Source organism: Nonomuraea sp. NPDC003201, from assembly GCF_053590415.1.
The window spans coordinates 1-22,152 of sequence record NZ_JBSFTC010000190.1; the positions used below are offsets into that span (position 1 = coordinate 1).

Sequence of the window (22,152 nt, forward strand, 5' to 3'; positions counted from 1 at the left end):
CGCCTTCGACGGCGCGTACCGCCAGATCACGCTCGAGGAGACCGCGAGCCTGCGCCTGACCGCGACCGACGGCGACGTCGAGGTCGGCCGGCTGGCCGGTCCTGCGGAGATCAGCACCGCACGGGGTGACATTCGCATCGCCGAGGCCAGCGGTGGCAAGGTCGTGCTCCGCACCCAGTCCGGCGACATCGCGATCGCCGCCGCCGCCGGGGTCTCGGCCGCGCTGGACGCGGGCACCACCTACGGCCGTATCACCAACGCCCTCAAGAACGACGGCGCCGCCGAACTCGACATCCACGCCACCACCTCCAACGGCGACATCACCGCCCGCAGCCTGTGACCCGCGGCCTCCCAAGGAGAGGCAGGTCAAGCCCGGTGACGACGAACGGCCCCGGTCCATCCATGCGGACCGGGGCCGTTCCAGCTCCAAGTGACCAGGGTGCCCGTCGCGCCCCTGCACGAGGACGGCGCGAACGGTTGACCTGCGGCGGTCAGGTCTCGATCGGGTTCAGGGTGGTGAGCCACTGGGCCACGACGGCGTCGATGAAGGCGTCGGTGACCTGGCCGCGGTCGAGGAGGAGCCTGGCGAGGACGGGCCCGTACAGCAGGGTGTATTCGTCGTCGCTGATCCGTACGCCCGAAGGCTCCAGCAGCTTGTTCAAGGCGGCGTGGCGGTCTTCGCCGATGCGGACGAGTGCCTGGGCGCTGTCGGGGTCGTGGTCGGCCTGGGCGGTGACGGCCAGCACGGCGGTGCGCATGGCCGGGACGTTGACGCCGGCGCGCAGGCTCTTCAGCCAGGCGGTGGCCACGGCGCGCACGTCGCTGCCCGGTTCGGGGTAGGTGCCGAGGTCGGGGCCTTCGAGGATGAGATCGAAGAGCAGCGCGGCTCGGTTCGGCCAGTGCCGGTAGAGGGTCTGGCGGGTGACGTCCGCCCGCTCGGCCAGCAGGGCATAGGTCAACCCGGCCGGTCCGACCTCAGGTAGCAGTTCTCGCGCGATGGTCAGCACATGGTTGCGGGTGCGCTGCACGCGCGGGTTGCTCGGGGTCGGCTGACGGCGGTGGACCGGCTGCTCCATGCCACCACCCTAACAGTCAATCACACGCCGTGTGTGATTGACATCACAGCTCAAATCATACGTCGTGTGTGATAAATAGAGAGGGTAATCACACGCACTGGATGATTCTTGCGTGTGCGGTTCCCTCTCCTCAGGAAGTGCCTGATGTCCACTGCGATCACCTTCTCCGAGTACGGCGGGCCGGAGGTCCTCACCCTGTCGGAGGTTCCGGCGCCGGAGCCGGCTCCGGGTCAGATCCGTATCCGGGTACGGGCGGCCGCCGTCAACCCGATCGACGCGCGGATCCGCGCCGGGATCATGCAGGACGCCTTCCCCGTCGAGTTCCCGCACCTGCCTGGGTGGGACGTGGCAGGCGTGGTCGACAAGGTCGGCGAGGGCGCGAGCTTCGCGGTCGGCGACGAGGTCTTCGGCGTCGCTTCGGTGGGCGGCTACAGCGAGTACGCGCTGCTGGACCGGCCGTTCGCCAAGCCGGAGCAGCTGTCGTACGAGACCGCGGCCGGCATGATCACGGTCGGCGAGGCCGCCTACCGGGCCTTGGAGCACCTGGGGATCGACAAGGGCCAGACCTTGCTGATCCACGGCGCGAGCGGCAGCGTCGGCACCATCGCGGTGCAACTGGCCGCCGCCCGCGGCATCGCCGTGCTCGGCACAGTCGCCGAGCAGGACATCGAGCGGGTCGATCGCCTCGGCGCGACCACCGTGCGCTACGGCGAGGGCTGGGCCGAGCGGGTCAGGGGCGCGGCCCCGAGCGGCGTGGACTTTGTCTTCGATGCCTGCGGCGCGGGCGTGCTCGCCGAATCCGTCACCCTGGTCGGCGATGCGGGCAAGGTCATCACCATCGCGGACCCGTCCTTCGCCCGGCACGGCGTGCGGTTCACCGGCATGAGCCCCGAGGACCGCTTCCCCGAGGCACTGCCGCGGCTGGCCGACCTGATCGCCACCGCCGCGTTCGATCTCCCCGTCCGGCGGGCCTACCCGCTCCGCGAAGCCGCCCAGGCCCACGTCGACATCGAAGCCCGCCGCAACCGGGGCAAGATCGTCCTCCTGCCCTGACCTCTGGCCACCACCCCACCCGAACTCGACGGGGCCGCGGCCCCGACGCGCTCCACCGACCGGCCACGAGCAGCGGAAACCGATGGAGCCCGCACCCTTCGAGGTCCGGGGCAGCCACGCGCCCGGCACCAGCACGCCGCCGTCCGCCCCATCAGCACCAAGATCCTCACCGACCGGCGCATCTGAAGGATGGCTGACCCCGCTCCACCTCCCCGCTGTCCGTCGACGACCTTGCCGACCAACTCGTCGCCGCCGGCGATGCGGAGGGCCTCGACCGGTTCGCTCTGTCCGGGTTCTCCCTCGGCGGCCCGGTCGCCATCCGCGCTGCCGCCCGCCACCCCGAGCGCGTCACAGCGCTCGTCCTGACCGCCGGCTTCCCGTACCGCGACAACCGGCTCGCTCTTGCCTCCTCGGTCTGGAGAAGGATCGCCGCGTGCGGCGACCGCGAGATGCTCGCCGAATTCCTGCTCATGATGGCCCTCGGCACCCAGGTGCTGGAGTCGATGTCGTCCGAGCAACTGCAGGAGACCCTCGGCTTCGCCGCCGCCACCGCAGCCGACGGCTCCTCCGAGCAAGCCGACCTGGCCGGCCGGGTCGACGTCCGAGACGACCTGGCCGGCATCAGGGTCCCCACCTTGGTCATCTCGACCACCGACGACTGGGTCACCTCCACCGCCCTGCACCGCCGGCTCGCCGAGACCATCCCCGGCGCCCAACTCGCCGAAATCGCCGGCGGCCACCTGCCGATGCTGGAGCGAACCGACGAGTGGTTGCAGCTCATCACCGACTTCCTCGGCAAGCACTGAAAGCACACCATCAGCGAACATCGGCACGTCTGCGCCACCCCACCGCCGTACCGAATCCGGCGCCAAGCCACGCGTCCGCATAGCCGCGACGGGGCATCCTTTCCCTTTTCTATGGCTATATCGCTTTTGACGTATATGTCGATTACCGGGAGTTGAGTCCCATCTGGCGGACTATGACTAGCTTTGAGACAAGGCCGGTCATGCCGCGCCAAAGGCCGGAACTCGAGCCTGAACAGGCAGAGACGACTGTTGCCGCGGTGTAGACCGGGCACCGATTCGGCGAGGCCGGAGGTGTTCCTATGAGGGCTGTCGCCGTCCACTATGGGCTACGGGATCATGCCATGACGGCCGTGAAGATCCTCGCCGTCGCGATCGTCTATTTCGTGGCCGCCAAGCTGGGGCTGCGACTACAGCTGGTACGAGGGCAGGTGACGCCGCTGTGGCCCTCGACGGGAATCGGGCTGGCCGCCCTGCTCATCTTCGGCCCCCGGATCTGGCCGGGCATCACCCTCGGCGCCTTCCTGACCAACGTGTCGATCGGGCCGACGATGGCCGCCGTCCTGGGCATCTCCGCAGGGAACACGCTCGCGCCGGTCTGCGCCTATCTCCTGCTCGAACGCGTGGGCTTCCGTATCGACCTGGACCGGCTGCGTGACGCGCTCGCCCTGGTGTTCCTCGGTGCCTTCGCCGGGATGCTGGTCAGCGCGACCGTGGGCGCCGGCTCGCTGTTGCTCGCCGGCGGGCTGAGGCCCAGCGAGTTCTGGCCCGCGTGGTCGGTGTGGTGGACGGGCGACGCGATGGGCGTGCTCGTGGTCACGCCGTTCCTGCTCGCGAGCCGCACGACCCAGATTCCGCGGGACGCCCACCCGCTGCGCTGGGTCGAAGGGGCGGCGCTGCTGCTGGGCACCTTCCTCGTCACGTTCGTGGCGACCGCGGGCCCCATCAACCTGCTCTTCCTCGTGTTCCCCTTCCTGATCTGGTCAGCGCTGCGCTTCCAACTCCTCGGGGCCGCGGCGTGCGCGCTGATCACGTCGACGGTGGCGATCGTCTCCGCCGCGCGCCACTCCGGCCCGTTCGCCCAGCACGACCTCCTCCTCAACATGGTCGCCCTCCAGGCCTTCAACGGCTCCGCTGCGCTGACCGCGCTGCTGCTCGCCGCGATCATCGCCGAGCGCGACAAGGCCCACCAGAACATCAAGGACGTCTGCGCCCGGCTCAATGAGGTGGCGCACCGGCTTTCCCGCGACAAGAAGCTGGTCATCCGGCTGCCGCCCCCACGTGCTGGAGAACGGAGCAGGGATCGGTCGCAGTAGCCGGACGATCGGCGCTGCGGCACGCCTTCGACTTCGGCCTGGGAGATCAGCAGCGTCATTTCACCCAGATCTCCCGCAGGACCCGGTAGTCGAGCACGACGATCCCCTCGCTCCGCAGGATCTCGCGGGCCTCGGGGGAGGTGAGGAACTCGTAGTCGGTCCGCCGCACGCGCCACCCGTCGGGCTCGATCGCCTGCGCGTCCTCGTCCCCGAGTCCCGGATGTACGGCCCATTCGCTCAGCCCGACCGGCACCTCGCGCAGCAGCCTGGCGTACGTGGCCGCCTTGCCGTCGAGTTCGAGCCGGAAGCTGTCCAGGAAGTCGTGGTCGACCGCCGGCAGCCCGCGCGCCCGTACCTTCTGGCGGGCCGGGTCGAGCCAGGCCCGCACCGCCAGGCCGTATTCCTGGCCCAGCGCCACCGTCAGGTCGAAAACGTCGGCGCGCCCGCCATCGGCCAGGCAGTGCCAGTCCAGGTGGGTGGGCGCCAGCCCGGCATCGGTCACGGCGGCGATCTGCGTGCGGAACTCGCGCTCCACCTCGTCGAGGCGAGCCCGGGCGAGCAGCTCCGGTATGCGATCGGGCGTGAACAGCTCACCCGCCGCATCGAGCAGCGACGGCACCTCCTCCTTGGGCGTCAGCGGCCCCCACCTGCGGCGAGGCGTGTCGCACACCAACGTCAGATGGATCCCGAACGGGATCTCCGGCCGTTCGCGCAGCAGCCGCATGGCGTGCTCCGCCCCCGGGCAGGGCGTCATCAGGCTGCACGAGCCCGAGATCCCCTCCTCGATCGAGCGCACGACCGCGTCGTTGATCGCCCGGTGCATTCCGAAGTCGTCGCTGTTCACGATCAGCAGGCGCGCGTCGGGCTCGAACCCGGGGAGATCGTTCATGCTCCAAGCCTGCCGGGCGCGAAGGGCGACATCCAACCGATTTCAAGCATCGGCCGTACGGGGCAGGCGCCTGCCCACCCGGGACGAACCTGCGGCTACACGGCGCGGATGGTCGGCTCGACGCGTACCGGGAAGTTCACGGAACTGGCGATGAAGCATGACTTGTGCGCGTCTTCGTGCAGCTTGCCGGCGGCATCGGCCATCTCGGGCGACGTCACAGTGACCGAGGGATGCAGCACCACCTCGGTGAAGTGGCCGCCGTCCGCGGTCTCGGCCATGGTCCCGACCGCGTTGTCGACGTACTCGGTGACGATGATGCCCGCCGTGGCGCACTTGTGCAGGTACGACAGCATGTGGCACTGGGACAGCGAGCCGACCAGGAGCTGCTCCGGGTTCCAGCGCGTCGGGTCGCCGCGGAAGGCCGGGTCGGAGCTGGCCGCGATGGCGGGCGGGCCCTCGGCGGTCAGCTCGTGCTCGCGGCCGTAGTCACGGTAGCCGCTGGTGCCGGTGCCCTTGTCGCCGGTCCAGGTCACCACGACCGGGTACGTGTGCTCGCGGGTCATGCTTCGTCCTCCTCGCTGTGGGTGATGTTACGGGTGTCGAGTACGTGTGCGCGGGCGACCCTGGCGGCCTCCTCCGGGCGGCCCAGGACGATCGCGGCGACGAGCTCCTCGTGCTGGCCCGACACGTACGCGGGTCGCGACGGTGGCGCCAGCGAGCGCAACGTGGACACCTGGATCTGATCCCAGATGCGTTCCAGCGCGTGCAACGCCATCGAGTTGCCCGCCAGCTCGGCGATCACCCGGTGGAAGCGGCGGTTGAGCCGTACGGCCTCGGCCAACCGCCCCTCGGCGGTGGCGGTGGCGGTTTCGATCGCGATCTCACGGAGCGCGGCGAGGTCGGCGGGGGCGATGCGGCCCTCGCGCTGACGGATCGCGGCCAGCTCGGCGGTGAGCGCCTCCAGCGCCGCCCGCACCTGGTACGCCTCGTTCAGGTCGCCCTGCTCCAACGCCACGACCACCACGCCGCGCCCGGAGGGCTGCACGAGCCCGTCGGCGGTCAGCGCGCGGAGCGCCTCGCGGACGGGGGTGCGGCTCATGTCCAGGGCAGCCGCGATCTCCACCTCGGTCAACCGCGCACCGGGCGGGTACGTGCCGTCGAGGATCAACTCCCTCAGCCGCCTCCGCGCCACATCGGTCTGCATGCGGATCAGGTTAGCGGACGGCATGCATTGCATGCAATGGACACAACGTATGCAACCCGGCTCTGTTTGGCGGGCAAGCGCGATCGCTCCCGGTTGTGGACAGACGGGAGCGAGGCCAGCCGCACCAGGAGTTGTGGGGCTGGGTGCGGCGGTGGGGCTCGGCGGCGCCGGAGTTGCGGGAGACCGGACCGGCCGGGGTATCCGGGTCGCAGGTGCCCCCGGGCACGGGCGCGTCCCGTCCCACGGCCCGCAGACGGGTCCTGCTGGCCGTCGGCAGGGGGCGAGATTGGCGATAGCGGTGGTTGTGGGGTTGCGTTGAGGTGGTTGAGGGTTGCGGGTCTGGCGGTGGAATGAGGTTGGTGGTGCGGGGGGCGGGGTTGGGGACGGAAGTGGGGTCGGCGGTGCCGGGGGGTTGTCGGGACGGAAGTGGGGTCGGCGGTGCCGGGGGTTGTCGGGACGGAAGTGGGGTCGGCGGTGCCGGGGGTTGTCGGGTTGGGGCGGAAGCGAGGTTGGCGGCGTCGAGGGTTGCCGGTCTGGCAGTTGGTGAGGTTGGCGGCGCCGAGGGTCGCCTGGCTGGCAGCGGGGGCGAGGTCGTCTGCGCAGGGAGTTGCGGGTTGGCGACGGGAGTGAGGCTGGCGGTGCCGGGGGTCGTCGGGTTGGCGGCGGAAGCGAGGTTGGCGGTGCCGGGGTCGTCGGGTTGGCGGCGGGAGTGAGGTTGGCGGTGTCGCGGGTTGTGGGGTCGGGGACGGGGGTGAGGTCGGCGCGCCGGGGGTTGCCTGGTCGGCTCTTTGTACGTTGGCCCACGAGATCAAGCTCGGCTGCGTCCTCGATGGCGACCGTGTTCGAGGTGAGGGGCGCCGCGAGTTCGGGGACGGCTTCGTCGGTCCGGGTCTCGCCCGAGGGGGATCTGGGACCTCGTGGCTTCCGGCGCCTGCGGCGAGCCCTCCCGTGATCGGCCCGCGACAAGGTGATGGCGGCGTGTGACACTCGTCGAGTACGGCCTTCCGATTCATCACAGAACCGTTCTCGCGCAGAAAGGGCTGAGATGCCGCGCTGGCTCAAGGTCGTGATCGCGGCGACGCTGCCGTCGACGGCCGGGGTTCTCGCCTGGTGGATCTGTGTGGCGAACGGGCTCGGACTGGACAGCACGAGCATCGTCGTCGGTCTGGTCGTCCTGCTCCCCGGAACGCCGCTCGCCATCTGGGCCGGGCAGGCGGAACCGGGCGCCGGCCCGCCGCCCGGTTCGAAGCGGGACCCGCGTACGGTCGGTGACGTGCCGCGCGAGCCGAAGGCCTTCCAGCCGCGTTCGGATCTGAGCGAACGCATCGACAAGCTGTTCGCCGCCCGCCGCACGGCGGCGGTGTGCGCGCTGGTCGGGGGACGCGGCGTGGGCAAGACCCACCTGGCGGCCGCCTATGCCCGGCGCTGCATCGAACGCGGCATCCCGGTGGCGTGGCTGCACGCCGAGACCGTCGACCAGCTTCACGGTTCCGTGGATCAGCTGGCCACCGAAGCCGGGTTACGCAGCGACGCGGACGACCCGGCGACCGTGGCCCGCAAGGTCAGAGCCTGGCTTCAGGAGCGGCGCGAGCCGTATCTGGTCGTGTTCGACAACGGGACGGACCCCGATCTGCTCGCGCCGCTGCTCCCGTCGCACGGCCGGGCTCGCGTGCTGATCACCACCAATGATCATTCGTTCGAACGGCTCGCCACGATGGTTGCGGTGGAGCAGTTCACGGAGGCCGAGGCGGTGAAGTACCTCCGCGCGCGGGTGGGCGCGGACGACGGCGGCTTCCGGTTGCTTGCCGAGGAACTGGACCGCCTGCCGCTGGCCCTGGGCATCGCCGCAGCCGCCCTGGTCGGCCCGCCGCGCCTGTCGTGCGAGTCCTATCTGGGGCGGCTGCACGCCACCCCCATCGAGGTGCTTCTCGCGCGGCCTCGCGGGGAGCCGTACCCCACCGGAGTCGCACAGGCGATCATGATGTCGGTCGGGCAGACCGGCCCGGCGGCCGCGCGCCTGCTCGGAGAGTTGTCCGTGCTGTCGACCTCCGGCGTCGGGTTCGAGCTGCTCGGCCCGCAGGCGGAACCGGCTCTGGCCGAGCTGGGCGCCCGATCGCTGGTCACCTTCAGCCGGAGCGACACGACCGCGTTCGTCCACCGCCTCGTCCGGCGCGCGGTACGCGATCAGGCCGGACGCGACCGCACCCTGGCCGAGCTGATCGAGACAGCCGGGCAACGGCTGTGCGTGGCGGTCGAGGACGTCTCCGACCAGGACACCTGGCGGAAGTTCCCCACGATCATGGCGGTGTCCGAGCACGCGGCGGCCTTGTGGGAGGCCGTCGAGCAGATCCCCGACGACGAGTTCGCGCACCTGCGCGCGGCGGCCGAGCTCGTGCTGCGGGTCCGCCACGTCGTGGCCTCCCATCTGGTCTATCTCAACGACGGGCTCCGGGCCGTCCCGGTCGCCGAAGCCGTCGTCAGGGGGCGCGAGAGGCTCCTGGGCGCTGAGCACCCGGACACCCTCGCGGCCCTGCACACGCTGGCGCACGCCTTCGAGTACGCCGGTCAGGCGATGAAGGCCGCCGCCCTCTACCAGCGTGTCGCGGCCGATCGCTCCCGCGTCCTCGGTGACGATCATCCGGATACGTTGTGGTCACGCGCGTCGGTCGCCTTCTCGTACACGATGGGAGGCAGGGCGCCGGAGGCGGTGCCGATGATCGAGCAGGTGGTGGCCGACCAGGAGCGGGCACTCGAACCCGGCCATCCCACCCTGCTCGCGGCGCGCTATTTCCAGGCGTACACCAACGTCGAGGGCGGCCGGCCCGAGCGCGGCATCGAGCTGTTCCAGCGGCTGATAGCCGATCACGAGCGGCTCTTCGATCACGACTATCCCGATACCTGGGTCGTCAAAGGACAGCTCGCGCGCGCCTACAAGGCGGCGGACAGGGCCGATGAGGCCGTCCAGCTGTACGAGCACGTCGCCGGGCAACAGGCGCGGCTGCTGGGCGCCGACCATCCCGACACGCTGATCACCCGGCACGGCCTGGCCACGGCGTACGAGGCAACGGGACGGATCGCGGACGCGCTCGCCGAGTACGAATGGGTCGTGAACCGGTTCGAGTCCGTCATGGGTCCCGAGCAGACGCTGACCAAGGCCGCCAGAGACGACCTGGAGCGCGCCCGCCGAAGCCTCCGGCTGAGGTGATCGGTGGGGTGGGTGTCGTGGAGAGGGATCCCGTGAGGTGGGTGGTCGGTGGGGTGGGGTGGTGTTGTAGTGGGGGCGCCCGTGAGGTGGGTGGTCGGTGGGGTCGATGTTGTGATGAGGCGCCCGTGGGGTGGGTGGCCGGTGGTGGGGTGCCCGTGGGGTGGGTGGTCAGTGGGAGTGGGCCTCGTGGAGGGGGGATCCAGCGAGGCGGGCGGCGATGACGCGGGCGAAGGTGGGGCAGTGGAAGATGCCCTCCGGGTGCCCGCAGGCCAGGCCGTGGGCGATGGCGGTGCGCGCGGCCTGCGCCTGGGCGATCCGTTCGTCGAGCTCGGCGAGCTTGCGCTCATGGAGCTCGCGCCAGGCGTCGACGTCTTCGTAACGAGAGGTGATGAGCACCTTCAGCTCGCGCAGCGAGAAACCCGCGTCCTGCAACGACAGGATCAGGCCGACGATCGCCAACGCCGAGGTGGGGTAGCGCCGTTGGCCCGAGACCCGGGTCGGGGCGGGGAGCAGGCCGAGCTCTTCCCAGTAGCGCAACGCCGAGGTGGCCACACCGGTCGTCCTGGCCAGCTCGCCGATCGTCAACAGCTCGTCCGGCTCGGCTTCAAGGGCACCGGAAGCCGTTGACTGGCGTCCGTGAGATCGAAGACGCTCAAGCAACCCGTGATAACCCAGGTCGTACGTCAGTTCGGCCGACCGCACGGTCTGGCCGGATGGGTCATGGCTCACCGCGCCTCCAATCGCCAACACCACCGCTGGGCGCTGTCCCAGCTCGACGTGCGGCCCACGGACCGGGTGCCGGCCCCGGTCCGGCCAACGCCGAGCCGAGCCGAGCCGACCGGCCACGCCACCCGAGGACGAATCTACGGTATCGACCATTCCGTGGTCATGGCCCGTCGAGCCGCGAGGCCGGGCGTGAGTGCACCTCCGCTTCGCGGTGACCCGCGAGGTCAGGCGCGTGTCGCGCGGTCGAAGATCTCGACCAGTTCGTCCGCGCACCGATCCGGGTCGAGGCCCTTGACGAGGCGGTCGGCCACCCCGTCGATGGACGCGCGCAGAGTCGTACCCATCAACACCCCGTCGAACTCTCGGAACACCCCCGCCCGCTGCCCCTCCGCGAACAGCGCCGCCAGCCTGGCGACCGCGGCGTCCTGCTCCTCGCCGCCCACGGGCACCTGGTTGAACGCGATCTGCTGCACCGCCCGCACGTGCTCGGGATGGGCGGCGATGAAGGCGATGTTCGCCCTGATGAACGCCTCGAGCTGGGAGCGCGCCCCGGAGGCGGCGTCGAGCGCCGGGCGCATGAAGGCGGCCGCGTCCTCGACGACCTGGCGGACGACGGCCTCGAACAGCTGGTCCTTGCTGGAGAAGTGGTAGGAGATCAGCCGCTTGCTGCTGAGCCCCGCCTGCTCGCAGATGGCCTCGAACGTGGTCTCCGCGTAGCCGCGCCGCGCCAGCACGGCGATCGTGGCGGAGGCGATCTGTGCTTTGCGGGCCTCGGTGGCCGCCCGGCGGGGGGCAGAGCTCTGCATTCAGCCCAGCTTGCCACGCTTCGGGAACGCCTGCCGTACGGCACGACGGTTGACGAGGAGGGCCACGGCGGCGACCAGCACGCCGACCACGGCCTGCTCCGCCTTCATCCAGCCGGGATAGCCGCTGTCCGGGGCGACGAGGATGAGCACGATCCCGATGGGGGCGGCGATGGTGACGAAGCGGATGCGTACGTAGGCCGATCTCTTTCCCCGGGAGGCCTGTCCCGCCAGGGCGACGAGCCAGGCGGCGGCCACGGCCACGGCGGCGCCGCGGAGCCACACCACCCAGTTGCCGCCGATGAGGGCCGCCACGCCGAGGGTCGCGACGGAGATGACGAGCACGGCCACGAAGAGGGCCCGGACGGGAGCCCACACGTTATTATCCATACGAGTAAATTTACACAGCTGGATAACAAGTCTCAAGGGTCGCGGGTGATGACTTCGGGGCCGGAGTCGGTGACGATGACGTCCTCCTCATGGCTGGCGCCCCCCACGGAATGCATCGCGATCCTGCGCTCCAGCGCCAGGCACATACCGGCCTCGATCAGGCCGTCTGCGTCCGGCCCGCCCTCGGTGATCCACGGCGGCTCCAGCGACAGGCCGAGCCCGTGGCCCCAGAGGCCGTCCGTCTCCGACCAGGGCAGCCCGTGGTGAACGGCGAACGCCGACCGTTCGAACACCTGCCGGCACCGCCGCGCCACCTCGCCGAAGCGCCGGCCGGGCCGCAGCAGCTCGATCCCGGCCAGGACGCTCTCCCGCACCGCCTCCAGCAGCCGCCGCTGCTCCGTGGTCGGCTCGCCGCCGACGACCCACGTACGGGCCAGGTCGAACAGGTAGCCGCGCACGGAGCCGTACAGGTCGATCCTGATCAGGTCGCCCTCGGCCAGCCGCCGGTCGGCGGAGTAGGGCGTCGGGCCGGAGGCGGCGAAGGTGTAGGACTCGGCGCCGGAGGAGATGCCCATGCCGGAGTAGGCGCCGCCCGCCCGGACGATCTCGGCGATCGCGGCCGCCGCCACGTCGGCCTCGGTGGCGCCCGGTACCGCGGCCTCCCGGGCGGCGGACACCGCGCGCACCCCGAGCGCCCCCGAGGCGCGCAGCAGGTCAAGCTCGGCGGGGCTCTTGATCCGGCGCGCCTCCCAGGCCATGTCGTCGGCGCACACCAACTCGTGCCCCGGCAGCACCGAGCGCAGCCGGCACCACCACGGCGCGGCCATCGCCTCGTAGCCGATCAACGCGACCCGGCCCGGCCGGATCGACTCCCTGATCTGCTCGGCCAGGGCGTCCACGAGATCGGGCGTCACATGGACCCGCGCCGCCGGCCGGGGCTCCTGGAGGTCCCCGGAGTTGGTCAGCAGGACGGCGTTGTGCTCGCTCAGAGGAGGGTCGTCCACGGGCAGGACCACGGCCGCGTGGCCCCGCGCCCGCCAGTGGCCGGGGAAGTCGGGGACGAACGGCTGGTGCTGGTAGAAGCCCGTCAGGTAGTAGACGTCGGCGTAATGGTCCTGCGCCGAACCGCCTCTCGACCAGGCCACCACCCCGCGGAACCCCGCCCGCGCGGCCAGCCGCCCCATGGCCGCCTGCCGCGCCGCGTACTCCTTGCCACCGATCCCCAGCACAACCGAGTTCTGCCCAGGTCGGAGGCCGGTTCACCTGGTCGCGGCCGTCAGAGCCCCTTGAGGAACGACGCCGCCACCGGCGCCGCGACCTTGCCGCCCGCGCCGCCGCCCTCCACGACCACCGCGAACGCCACGTCCTCCTTGAAACCCATGAACCAGGCGTGGGTGTCCAGGTCGTCGCCGGTGCCGAACTCGGCCGTGCCGGTCTTGCCGTGCGTGCCGGCGGGCAGGCCGGCCGCCTTGGCCGTGCCCTTGGACACCACGGCCGCCATCATCGACTGCAGCGGCTCCTTGACCCCGTCGGGCAGCGGGCGCTCGGTGGCCTTCTGCTTCAGCGAGGGCACCAGCGTCGGCGGCCGCCACGTGCCGTCCGCGATGGCGGCGGCCACCGAGGCCATCGTCAGCGGGCTGGCCGTGATCCTGGCCTGCCCGAACGACTCAGCGGCCAGCTCGGCGTCGGACTGGGCCCGGGGGAAGCTGGCCTTGGTGGCCGGGACCCCGATGTTCAGGGGCTGGTTGAAGCCGACGTCCTCGGCCGTCTTCAGCAGCTTGTCGGCGCCCAGCTTCTGCTCGGCCAGCGGCGCGAACGTCGTGTTGCACGAGTGGGCGAACGAGTCGAGGAACGACAGCGACCCGAACGCCTCCTTGTCGGAGTTGCGGACCTTCAGCCCGCCGATGGTCGCGTACATCGGGCACGTCACCGTGTCCGACGGCGACATCCCGGCCGCCAGCAGGCCGATCGCCGTGATCGCCTTGAACGTCGAGCCGGGCGGGTAGCGGCCGTCCAGCGCGCGGTTGAAGCCGCCCTGGTTGTTGACCACGGCCAGGATCTCGCCCGTGGACGGCTTGATCGCCACCATCGACGTGGGCTTCTTCATGTCCTTGACCGCGCCCACCGCCGCGGCCTGCGCGCGCGGGTCGAGCGTGGTCTGGACGGGCTCGCCGTCGCTGCCCTCGATGGTCTCCAGCGTCTTGTCGCCGAGCTGGATCTCGGTGGCGGGCGTGCCCGCCAGCCGCTTCTGGAACGTCTCCTGCAGCCCGCCGCGCCCGATCGCCTGGCCGACCTTGTAGGAGGAGCCCAGCTTGGCCACGTCCTTCTTACCGGCCTTGTCGAGGTAGCCGACGAGCTGCTGCACCGACCCGCCGACCGCGCCCGTGTCGATCCGGTCTCCCTGGGCGTCGGTGATCTCGGCGCGGTCGGGCCAGCGCGTCTTGAGCTTGAACTCGGCCCCGGCGGTCATCGACGGGTACAGCGTGGCGGGCTTCCAGTCGACCTTCCAGGTGCGGTCGGCCACCATGAGGTCGATCTGGCCCTGATAGGACCACTTGCCGATGTTCTTGAGGTTCAGGGTCGCGGTGTAGGGGGCGCTGGCCCGGTTGTCGCCGGTCTCGGTGATCTTGCCGAGCTTGATGTCCGTGGACTCGACGGCGAGTGCGCTGCGTTGCTGGTCGTACGCGTTGAGCTGCTGTGGTTTGGCGAGCTCCGCCCCCATGGCGGCCCAGTTGCCGGCCTGCCATGCGGCGGAGAAGCGCTGCGCCGTCTCGGCGGGCGTCCCTCTGGTGTGCAGCAGGTAGTACGCGCCACCGGCCGCGGCCCCCACCGCGAGCACGGTGGCGCCGGACACGATCGCGATGGTACGACCACGCGCCACGCTAGATCCCCCTGATCCTCGACGACATTGTCATGACACGCCGTTGGCCGCCTTGAAGCTGGCGGCGTAGGTCGGCACGTATTCCTGCCCGGACAGCTTCTGGATGGCCGCCATGATCTCGTCGGTCACCCGCCGCCGGTCGCGGGCCTTGGTGTGATCGCCCTCGAACCGCATGGGCTCGCCGATGGCGATGCCGATCCGCGCGGGCCTGGGCACCTTCGAGCCGACCGGCAGCACCCTCTCGGTGCCGCTGAGCGCCACCGGCAGCACCGGGGCGCCCGTCTTGAGCGTCAGCCAGGCCACGCCGACCTTGCCGCGGTAGAGGCGGCCGTCGGGGGAGCGGGTGCCCTCCGGGTGGATGCCGAACAGCTCGCCGCGCTCCAGCAGGTCCGCGGCGGAGTCGAGCATGGTCTGGGCGGCGTGCGCGCTCTCCCTGTCGATCGGCAGGCTGCCGCCCAGGCGCATGAAGAAGCCGGAGACCGGGTTGCCGTCGAAGTACTCGTTCTTGGCGGTGAAGGTCACGTGCCGCGGCAGCAGCGCGGGCAGCAGGAACGAGTCGAGGATCGACAGGTGGTTGGCGGCCAGGATCGCGGGCCCGCTCCTGGGCACGTGCGCCGCGCCCGAGATGTGCGGCCGGCACATCGCGTTCGCGAGCGGCGCGGCGGCGAACTTGACCACTTCGTACAGCAACGAGCTCTCCTGATCATCGGGCCGGTCGGCCACCCCACCATAAAGCAGGCGCCCCGCCGGTGGGCGGGACGCCTGGAAAAGTCGTTAAGGCCGATGTGGCGGTCGCCTCCTCGGCGAGGTGCACAACACGGCTCCAGCCGAACGGTATTCCGTGAAGGCGGTAATTTGCGGCCCGGGGGACACAGACCACATCGGCAACTCGAGTTAAGCACACGGTCCGGGCATGGGGGTAATCGCGCCCCCCTCATGGGCGACACGTGACCTGAGCTTGGCGATCTTCGACCCCCGGAGGTCCGGTTCGTCCCGGTCACGCACGGTGAGCGCGGTCCCGCTCGCCCCTCGATGAGATCGGGAAAATGATTTGAGCTCCCATTGGCATTCCGTGTTGAATCCACAATGTCAGTGAGACTCGGTGAGGGCACGGGTCGAAGTTCGTCGGTTACCACTTTTAATGGGGAGTCGCAGGTTCGAGTCCTGCCCGGGGCCAACGCTCCGGTAGCTCAGTCGGCAGAGCGCCAACGCCGGTGGACGTCCACATATCCGTGCCCTGTCCGAGCCTCGGGGGCGGGTCGAAGCAGGCCGGTTATCGCTTCGGGTGCCGGAGGCGCGGGGTTCGACTCCCCGCCGCGCGGGTGCGCCCGCGCGTCGCGTAGTGGCAGCGCGCCGTAAAAAGCCGGTCGGCATTTCCACATCCGCCCCTATTTTTTTCTGCATATCCGCCATTCGGGCGGGTCGAGACGTACGAGGTGAAAACTATGGCGCGAAACCGTGACCCCCTCGCCGGTGTTTCCGCGTTGGCCACGCCGCAGACCCAGCCGCTGCCCGGCCGCACCGACCAGGTGCGCAACGCGGCGGGCGGCTTCGTCTTCGAGAAGGACCTGTGGCAGCGCGTCGAGGACTTCCTGATCCTCGGCACCACGGGCGGCACCTACTACGTGTCGCAGGAGCAGCTGACCGCCGGCAACGCCGCCGCGCTGTTCGAGGCGATCGCCGAGGACGGCCCGCGCGTCGTCGAGCTGCTCACCGGCATCTCGACCGCCCGCCCGCCGCGCGCTCCCAAGCAGCGCCCGGCGCTGTTCGCGCTGGCCGCCGCCTACGCCCGCGGCGACGCGGCCACCCGGCAGGCGGCCAAGCTCGCCCTGCCCAAGGTGGCGCGCACGACCGACCACCTCGCCTCCTTCTTCGGCTACTACAAGAACCTCGGCGGCAAGCCGACCGCGCGCGGCACCGCGCCGGTCACCGGCCGCTCGCTGCGCACGGCGCTCGCCTCCTGGTTCACCACCGGCAGCCCCGACGACGTCGCGTTCAAGGTGTGCAAGGCCCGCCAGCGCAGGACGCCGCAGGGTGAGACGTTCGACCTGCGCGACGTCCTGCGCATCGCCCACCCCAAGGCGGACGGCCCGCAGCGGGCGCGGCTGTTCGGCTGGATCGCCGGCAACGTCTCCGACGAGCAGGCGCGCGAGACGCTGGAGTCGGTGGACCGGTTCCTGAGCGCCAAGGCCGTCACCACGGCGCGCGAGGCGATCCAGGTGGTGACCGAGCGCAAGGTGCCGTGGGAGTTCCTGCCGGACGCCGTGCTGAGGGACCCGGAGGTGTGGGACGCGCTGGTCGACACGATCGGCATGACCGCGCTGCTGCGCAACCTGGCCCGCATGACGCGGATCGGCACGCTCACCCTGACGGGCGAGGCCACCCGGCGCGCGGTCGCCCGGCTCACCGACCGCGACGCGCTGCTGCGGGCGCGCATCCACCCGATGGACGCGTTCCTGGCGCTGCGCGTGTACGGCTCGGGCCGCGCCCAGCCCAACCCGCGCGCCGACGCGCACACGTGGGCGCCGGTCCCGGCGATCCGCGACGCGCTGGAGGAGACGTACGAGCTGGCGTTCGGCGCCGTCCGGCCGACGGGCCGGCGGCTGCTGGTCGCGGTCGACTCCTCCGGGTCGATGTCGGGCGGCTGGCACGGCGGCGACGTCGTGGTCGGCGGTTCGAAGATCGGCTCGCCGTACGAGGTGGGCTGCGCGATGGCGGTCATGCTGGCCCGCATCGAGAAGGGGAACGTGCACGTCATCGACGTCGACACCAGTGTCCACGCCTCGAAGGTGACCCCGCGCACCAACCTGCGCGAGATCGGCTCCTGGCGGCCGTCCGGCGGCGGCACCGACCTGTCGCTGCCGTTCCGCTGGGCGCGCGAGCAGCGGATGGCGGTGGACGGCATCGTGGTGTTCACCGACAACGAGACATGGGCGGGGCGCGCCCACCCCTCGCAGGAGCTCGGCGCCTACCGCCGCACCGTGGCGGCGGACGCGCGCGTGGTCGTCGCGGCGATGACCGCCGTGGGCCACTCGATCGGCGACCCCGGCGACGAGGGCGTGCTGAACGTGGCGGGCCTGGACGCGTCGCTGCCGATGGTCGTCAACGCGTTCGTCCGCGCGTAGGACGCGTAGGACGCGCAGGACGCGTAGGACGCTTTGGACCTGACCGGGAGCGCCCGGTCAGGTCCTCGTCCAGCGCGGCTGCTTCACGTCGAAGACCCGCTGCTCGCGGCCGCGCAGCGCCACCTCGGCGAACTGCCACAGGATCGCCCCCGTCGGCGCGTGGACCACGATGGACGGCCCCAGCGGCATCTGCAGCATCTTCCCGCGCCAGCGCGGCACCCCCGGCGCCAGGAACCACTCCAGCGGCACGTCGTGCACCGAGGCGACCTCGCGCGGATCGGCCACCGGCTGCTGGACGCCGCCGAACGCCACCACCGGCGTGATCACGAAGCCGGAGTCGGTGACGAAGTCGTCGAGCATCCCGGCCACCTCGACCCCGGTGACGCCCGTCTCCTCGGCGAGCTCGCGCAGCGCCGCGTCCACGGGGCGTTCCCCGTCGTCCAGGCGCCCGCCGGGCAGCGCCCACTGACCCGGGTTGCGCCCGTGGGCGGCCCGCTTGATCAGGATCGTGTACGGGACCCGCTCGGCGTCCTCCAGGACGCACACGGTGACGGCGGCCCTGCGCACCCCGCCGGTGGGCGGGACCTGCCGGCGGTCGAAGGCGGTCAAATGGGACCTGATCTGCTCCTGCAGCACGTCGATTGGCGACAGCACACTTCAAGGATGTCACGGGCGTCCGGACGGGTCTCACGACGGGCTGCGCGGCAGCCGTACGGTGACGCTCAGCCCGCCTTCCGGCCGGGCGGCCGCGGTGACCTGGCCGCCGTGCGCGCGCACGATGGCCCGCACGATCGACAGCCCCAGCCCCGCGCCCTTGAACGAGCGCACCCGGTCGCCGTGGAGCCGGCTGAACGGCTCGAACAGGTCGTCCACCTCGTACGGCGGCACCGCCGGCCCGGTGTTGCGCACCGTGACCACCGCGTCGCCGCCCTGCCGCCGCAGCGCGAGCCAGATCTCGCCGTCGCGCACGTTGTGCTTGATCGCGTTCTCCAGCAGGTTGAACACGCACCGCTCCAGGAACAGCGGATCCCCCTCGACCAGCACCGGCCGCAGGTCCTGGTGGAGCGTGACGGGCCGCTTGCGCGACTGCAGGTCGATCTGCTCCAGCACGGTGCGCACGACCTGCTCCAGGTCCACCGGCTTGCGCACGGTGAGCTCCTGCTCCGACTGCGCGAGCAGCAGCAGGCCCTCGATGAGCCGCTCGTAGCGGGCGTTCGTGCCGAGCAGCGCCCTGGCCAGCGCCTTGAGGTCCTCCGACGCGGCCGGCTCCTCCAGCGACACCTCCAGCACCGTACGGTTGATCGCCAGCGGCGTGCGCAGCTCGTGCGAGGCGTTGGCGATGAACCGCCGCTGCGCGTCGAACACCCGGTGCAGCCGCTCCAGCATCGCGTCGAACGTGTCCGCCAGCCGCCTGACCTCGTCGGGCGGGCCCTGCAGCCCGATGCGCTCGTGCAGGGTGCTCTCCGACAGCCGCTGCGCCGCCTCCGTCACCTGGTCGAGCGGGCGCAGCGCCCGGTCGGCCACCACGTAGCCGAGCACGAGCGCGACCACGCCGATCAGGAGCATCACGAGCATGGACGAGCGGACCACCTCGCTGAGTACATTGCCGGCCCGGTTCTCGACGTCGCCCTGGAAGATGACGTCCTCGACCATCGGTCGCGCCGCGGCCACGTCCGCGGGCGCGTTCTGGATCTTCCGGAAGCCGGTGACGAACTGCTGGTTCAGCGCCTGGCCGGTGGTGAGGTAGGTGAGCCAGAGCAGGATCGACCCGGCCACGAAGAACAGGCCGCCGTACAGCAGCGTGAGCCGCAGCCGCAGCCGCCTGCTGCTCCACCACGACCGGCCCCGGTCGACGATCAAAGCCGGTACCCCTTGCCGGGAACGTTCAGGATCGCCGACGGCACGCCGAGTTTCTTGCGCAACGACGTGATCGTGACCCGCAGCGCGCCCGTGCCGGGGTCGGCGTGCTCGTCCCAGACGCTCCTGCGCAGCTCGCCGGAGGTGACCAGCTCGCCGCCCGCGCCGAGCAGCACGCGCAGCACGTCGAACTCCTTGCGGTTCAGCGACACCGGCCGCCCGTCCCTGGTGACCGTGCGGCGGGACGGGTCGAGCGCGATGCCGCCGCGTTCGAGCGGGGGCGTCGCGGAGCGGGGCGAGCGGCGGGCCAGCGCCCGCACCCGCGCCACCAGCTCGGCGAACGCGAACGGCTTGACCAGGTAGTCGTCCGCGCCCAGCGACAGCCCGTCGATCTTGTCGCGGATCTGTCCCGCCGCGGTCAGCATGAGCACCCGGCCGCCCCCGCCGCCCTCGCGCAGCCGCCGGCACACGTCGTCGCCGTGCACCTCGGGCAGGTCCCGGTCGAGCACCACCACGTCGTAGTCCACGTACGCGGCCCGCTCCAGGGCGTCCTGCCCGTCGTAGGCCACGTCCACGGCGATCGCCTGCAGCCGGAGCCCGTGCGCGACCGCGTCCGCCAGCCGTTCCTCGTCCTCGACGACAAGCACCCGCATCGCCGGCCCCTTTCCTCTGGCACCCGAGCGTGACGGATCACGTGTTAGGGCCGGATAAACGCGCCGGACCGGGCTTATCCGGTTCTAGCACCCCATGGGCTGGAGTGAGGCCGCACCCCGGGCGAAGGACCCCGGGCGCGGAGGAGTGAATGTCATGAATATACGGCTGTTGCTGGTCGCCGTCCCGCTCACGCTGGCGCTGGCCGCGTGCGGCGGCACGGCGCCCAAGGACGACGGCGTGGCCAGCGCCGGCGGCGGCACCTCGTCCGCCGGGGCCACGGCCTCCCCGTCGGCGTCGATGGACCCGCAGGAGGCCCAGCTGAAGTTCGCGCAGTGCATGCGCGAGCACGGCATCGACGTCCCCGATCCACAGAACGGCCAGTTGAAGGTAGAGGTCCCCAAGAGCGTGGGCCGCGACAAGATGGACAAGGCCCAGAAGGCCTGCCAGCCCATCATGGACGCCGTCGTCCGCGACCACACGCCCAGCCAGCAGGACTACGACCAGATGGTCAAGTTCGCGCAGTGCATGCGCCAGCACGGCGTGGACATGCCCGACCCCAAGCCCGGCGAGGGCATGCGCTTCGAGATCAAGAACGGCTCGCAGCAGAAGGTCGAGGCCGCGCACAAGGCCTGCGAGCAGTACGCGCCCGGCGGCGGCAAGAAGCCAGGGGAAACGTCATGAGGAAGGGGATCCTGCTGAGCGGCGGCACCGTCCTGGCCGTCGCCGCGACGTGGACCGCGGTGGCCGTCATGAACGACGGCGTCCCCGGCGCCGCCACACCCGCCAGACCCCCGGTCCCGGCCACCGCGGACATCACCCGGCAGGACCTGGTGGAGACCAAGACCGTGGACGGCGCCCTCACCTACGCGGGGGAGCGCCGGATCGCCTCGGGCGCCTCCGGCACCGTGACGTGGGTGGCCGCCCAGGGAGCGGTGGTCCGCCGCGGCCGCCCGCTGCTCAAGGTGGACCGCAGGCCGCTCGTGCTCATGTACGGCAGCCTGCCGCTGTACCGGACCCTGCAGAGCCGCGTGTCCGACGGGCCGGACGTTGAGCAGCTGGAGCGCAACCTCAAGGCGCTCGGGTACGGCGACTACCTCACCGTGGACGACCACTTCAGCTACGCCACCGAGCAGGCGGTCAAGGACTGGCAGGAGGACAGGGGACTGGAGGAGAGCGGGCGGGTGGACGCGGCCCAGGTCGTGTTCCAGCCGGCCGCCGTACGCGTGACCGACGCCAAGGCCGAGATCGGCGCCAGGACCGCCCCGGGACAGCAGGCGCTCACGGTGAGTGGCATCCGCCGCCTGGTACACGTGGACCTGGACACCGGCGACCAGTCGCTGGCCCGCAAGGGCGCCAAGGTCACGGTCACCCTCCCCGGCGGCGAGCGGGCCGCCGGCCGGATCACGTCGGTCGGGACGGTCGCGGAGTCCTCCGGATCCGAACGGGACGCGACCACCACCATCGACGTGGACATCACCCTCGCCAAGCCGCCGCGGACGAAGCTGGACCAGGCGCCGGTCGAGGTGGAGATGGCCAGCGCGCGGCACGCGAACGTGCTGGCGGTGCCCGTCGAGGCGCTGCTGGCGCTGCGCGAGGGCGGCTTCGGGGTCGAGGTGGCGGAGGGCGCGGCGAGCCGGATCGTGGCGGTCGAGACCGGGGCGTTCGGCGGAGGCCTGGTCGAGATCAAGGGCGAAGGGCTGGCCGAGGGCATGAAGGTCGGGGTGCCGGTCCAGTGAACGGTCCAGTGAACGGCCCAGTGAACGGCCCAGTGAACGGCCCAGTGAACGGCATCGTCGAGTTGTGCGGGGTGACCAAGACGTACGCCGGAGACGTGCACGCCCTGCGCGGCGTGGACCTGACCATCGACCGGGGAGACCTGCTGGCCATCGTCGGCCCGTCCGGATCGGGCAAGTCCACCATGCTCCACATGATCGGCACCCTCGACCGCCCCACCTCCGGCACCGTGCGCGTCGCCGGTCACGACGTCGCGACCCTGTCGGACCGGGAGCTGTCCGGGCTGCGCTCGCGCACCCTGGGGTTCGTCTTCCAGCAGTTCCACCTCTCGCCCGGCGTCAGCGCGCTCGACAACGTCGCCGACGGCCTGCTCTACACCGGCACGGGCCGCCGCGCCCGCCGCGAACGCGCAGCCGCCGCGCTGGACCGGGTCGGG

22 protein-coding genes are annotated in these 22,152 nt (G+C 71.2%); 9 read left to right on the forward strand and 13 right to left on the reverse strand.

The window, feature by feature from the left end:
• Positions 1–340: DUF4097 family beta strand repeat-containing protein (locus ACWDX9_RS41590; RefSeq protein WP_449964586.1), on the forward strand; the 340-nt coding region annotated here is incomplete at its 5' end.
• A 151-nt stretch (positions 341–491) separates the two neighbouring features.
• Here ACWDX9_RS41590 and ACWDX9_RS41595 read toward each other — a convergent pair.
• Positions 492–1,076: a TetR/AcrR family transcriptional regulator gene (locus ACWDX9_RS41595; protein ID WP_449964589.1), complete on the reverse strand. Its 585-nt coding sequence runs from the start codon at positions 1,074–1,076 to the stop codon at positions 492–494.
• 144 nt (positions 1,077–1,220) lie between these two features.
• Here ACWDX9_RS41595 and ACWDX9_RS41600 point away from each other — a divergent pair, with 144 nt between their 5' ends.
• The 3 genes from ACWDX9_RS41600 to ACWDX9_RS41610 all read left to right on the forward strand — a co-directional run bounded on the left by ACWDX9_RS41600 (position 1,221) and on the right by ACWDX9_RS41610 (position 4,248).
• Entirely contained in the window at positions 1,221–2,129 is a 909-nt protein-coding gene (locus ACWDX9_RS41600) for an NADP-dependent oxidoreductase (protein WP_449964592.1), read from the forward strand.
• Between the two features lie 215 nt (positions 2,130–2,344).
• Entirely contained in the window at positions 2,345–2,935 is a 591-nt protein-coding gene (locus tag ACWDX9_RS41605) for an alpha/beta fold hydrolase (protein ID WP_449964640.1), read from the forward strand.
• A gap of 341 nt (positions 2,936–3,276) precedes the next feature.
• Complete coding sequence (locus tag ACWDX9_RS41610) at positions 3,277–4,248, forward strand: MASE1 domain-containing protein (RefSeq protein WP_449964595.1); 972 nt, start codon at positions 3,277–3,279, stop codon at positions 4,246–4,248.
• A 55-nt stretch (positions 4,249–4,303) separates the two neighbouring features.
• Here ACWDX9_RS41610 and ACWDX9_RS41615 read toward each other — a convergent pair whose 3' ends face one another.
• From ACWDX9_RS41615 to ACWDX9_RS41625, 3 genes are all read right to left on the reverse strand, one after another.
• Positions 4,304–5,137: a polysaccharide deacetylase family protein gene (locus tag ACWDX9_RS41615; protein WP_449964597.1), complete on the reverse strand. Its 834-nt coding sequence runs from the start codon at positions 5,135–5,137 to the stop codon at positions 4,304–4,306.
• A gap of 95 nt (positions 5,138–5,232) precedes the next feature.
• Positions 5,233–5,700, reverse strand: a complete 468-nt coding sequence (locus ACWDX9_RS41620) for an OsmC family protein (protein WP_449964599.1) — start codon at positions 5,698–5,700, stop codon at positions 5,233–5,235.
• Complete coding sequence (locus ACWDX9_RS41625) at positions 5,697–6,341, reverse strand: GntR family transcriptional regulator (RefSeq protein ID WP_449964601.1); 645 nt, start codon at positions 6,339–6,341, stop codon at positions 5,697–5,699. The genes ACWDX9_RS41620 and ACWDX9_RS41625 overlap by 4 nt, the downstream gene beginning before the upstream one ends.
• 1,045 nt (positions 6,342–7,386) lie before the next feature.
• Between ACWDX9_RS41625 and ACWDX9_RS41630 the strand changes: the two genes are divergently transcribed.
• Entirely contained in the window at positions 7,387–9,546 is a 2,160-nt protein-coding gene (locus ACWDX9_RS41630) for a tetratricopeptide repeat protein (RefSeq protein ID WP_449964603.1), read from the forward strand.
• 168 nt (positions 9,547–9,714) lie between these two features.
• On the opposite strand, the gene ACWDX9_RS41635 is transcribed toward ACWDX9_RS41630, so the two are convergent.
• The 6 genes from ACWDX9_RS41635 to ACWDX9_RS41660 all read right to left on the reverse strand — a co-directional run bounded on the left by ACWDX9_RS41635 (position 9,715) and on the right by ACWDX9_RS41660 (position 14,988).
• The gene (locus ACWDX9_RS41635; protein ID WP_449964606.1) at positions 9,715–10,275 is read right to left on the reverse strand and encodes a MerR family transcriptional regulator; all 561 of its coding nucleotides are present in this window, start codon (positions 10,273–10,275) and stop codon (positions 9,715–9,717) included.
• A 221-nt stretch (positions 10,276–10,496) separates the two neighbouring features.
• Entirely contained in the window at positions 10,497–11,078 is a 582-nt protein-coding gene (locus ACWDX9_RS41640; protein ID WP_449964608.1) for a TetR/AcrR family transcriptional regulator, read from the reverse strand.
• Positions 11,079–11,465, reverse strand: coding sequence for a hypothetical protein (locus tag ACWDX9_RS41645; RefSeq protein ID WP_449964611.1), 387 nt, complete (start codon positions 11,463–11,465; stop codon positions 11,079–11,081).
• A gap of 32 nt (positions 11,466–11,497) precedes the next feature.
• Entirely contained in the window at positions 11,498–12,694 is a 1,197-nt protein-coding gene (locus ACWDX9_RS41650; protein WP_449964614.1) for a M24 family metallopeptidase, read from the reverse strand.
• Between the two features lie 47 nt (positions 12,695–12,741).
• Positions 12,742–14,319: a penicillin-binding transpeptidase domain-containing protein gene (locus tag ACWDX9_RS41655; RefSeq protein WP_449964617.1), complete on the reverse strand. Its 1,578-nt coding sequence runs from the start codon at positions 14,317–14,319 to the stop codon at positions 12,742–12,744.
• A 57-nt stretch (positions 14,320–14,376) separates the two neighbouring features.
• Positions 14,377–14,988, reverse strand: coding sequence for a 1-acyl-sn-glycerol-3-phosphate acyltransferase (locus ACWDX9_RS41660; protein ID WP_435054297.1), 612 nt, complete (start codon positions 14,986–14,988; stop codon positions 14,377–14,379).
• An 803-nt stretch (positions 14,989–15,791) separates the two neighbouring features.
• Here ACWDX9_RS41660 and ACWDX9_RS41665 point away from each other — a divergent pair.
• On the forward strand, positions 15,792–17,471 hold the full coding sequence (locus ACWDX9_RS41665; protein WP_449964620.1) for a TROVE domain-containing protein: 1,680 nt from the start codon (positions 15,792–15,794) through the stop codon (positions 17,469–17,471).
• Positions 17,472–17,528: 57 nt separating this feature from the next.
• On the opposite strand, the gene ACWDX9_RS41670 is transcribed toward ACWDX9_RS41665, so the two are convergent.
• Genes ACWDX9_RS41670 through ACWDX9_RS41680 form a run of 3 tightly spaced genes read right to left on the reverse strand, consistent with a single transcriptional unit; the run spans position 17,529 to position 19,981 of the window.
• A complete protein-coding gene (locus ACWDX9_RS41670; RefSeq protein ID WP_363969552.1) occupies positions 17,529–18,125 on the reverse strand; it encodes an NUDIX hydrolase in 597 nt (198 codons plus the stop codon).
• 33 nt (positions 18,126–18,158) lie between these two features.
• Positions 18,159–19,331: a sensor histidine kinase gene (locus tag ACWDX9_RS41675; RefSeq protein WP_449964624.1), complete on the reverse strand. Its 1,173-nt coding sequence runs from the start codon at positions 19,329–19,331 to the stop codon at positions 18,159–18,161.
• The gene (locus ACWDX9_RS41680; protein WP_449964627.1) at positions 19,328–19,981 is read right to left on the reverse strand and encodes a response regulator transcription factor; all 654 of its coding nucleotides are present in this window, start codon (positions 19,979–19,981) and stop codon (positions 19,328–19,330) included. Before ACWDX9_RS41680 ends, ACWDX9_RS41675 begins: the two co-directional genes overlap by 4 nt.
• A gap of 154 nt (positions 19,982–20,135) precedes the next feature.
• Here ACWDX9_RS41680 and ACWDX9_RS41685 point away from each other — a divergent pair, with 154 nt between their 5' ends.
• The 3 genes from ACWDX9_RS41685 to ACWDX9_RS41695 form a co-directional block, all read left to right on the forward strand.
• Positions 20,136–20,663, forward strand: a complete 528-nt coding sequence (locus tag ACWDX9_RS41685; protein ID WP_449964630.1) for a hypothetical protein — start codon at positions 20,136–20,138, stop codon at positions 20,661–20,663.
• Positions 20,660–21,718, forward strand: a complete 1,059-nt coding sequence (locus ACWDX9_RS41690; RefSeq protein ID WP_449964633.1) for an efflux RND transporter periplasmic adaptor subunit — start codon at positions 20,660–20,662, stop codon at positions 21,716–21,718. The genes ACWDX9_RS41685 and ACWDX9_RS41690 overlap by 4 nt, the downstream gene beginning before the upstream one ends.
• A 32-nt stretch (positions 21,719–21,750) precedes the next feature.
• On the forward strand, positions 21,751–22,152 hold a 402-nt coding region (locus tag ACWDX9_RS41695; RefSeq protein ID WP_449964637.1), incomplete at its 3' end, for an ABC transporter ATP-binding protein.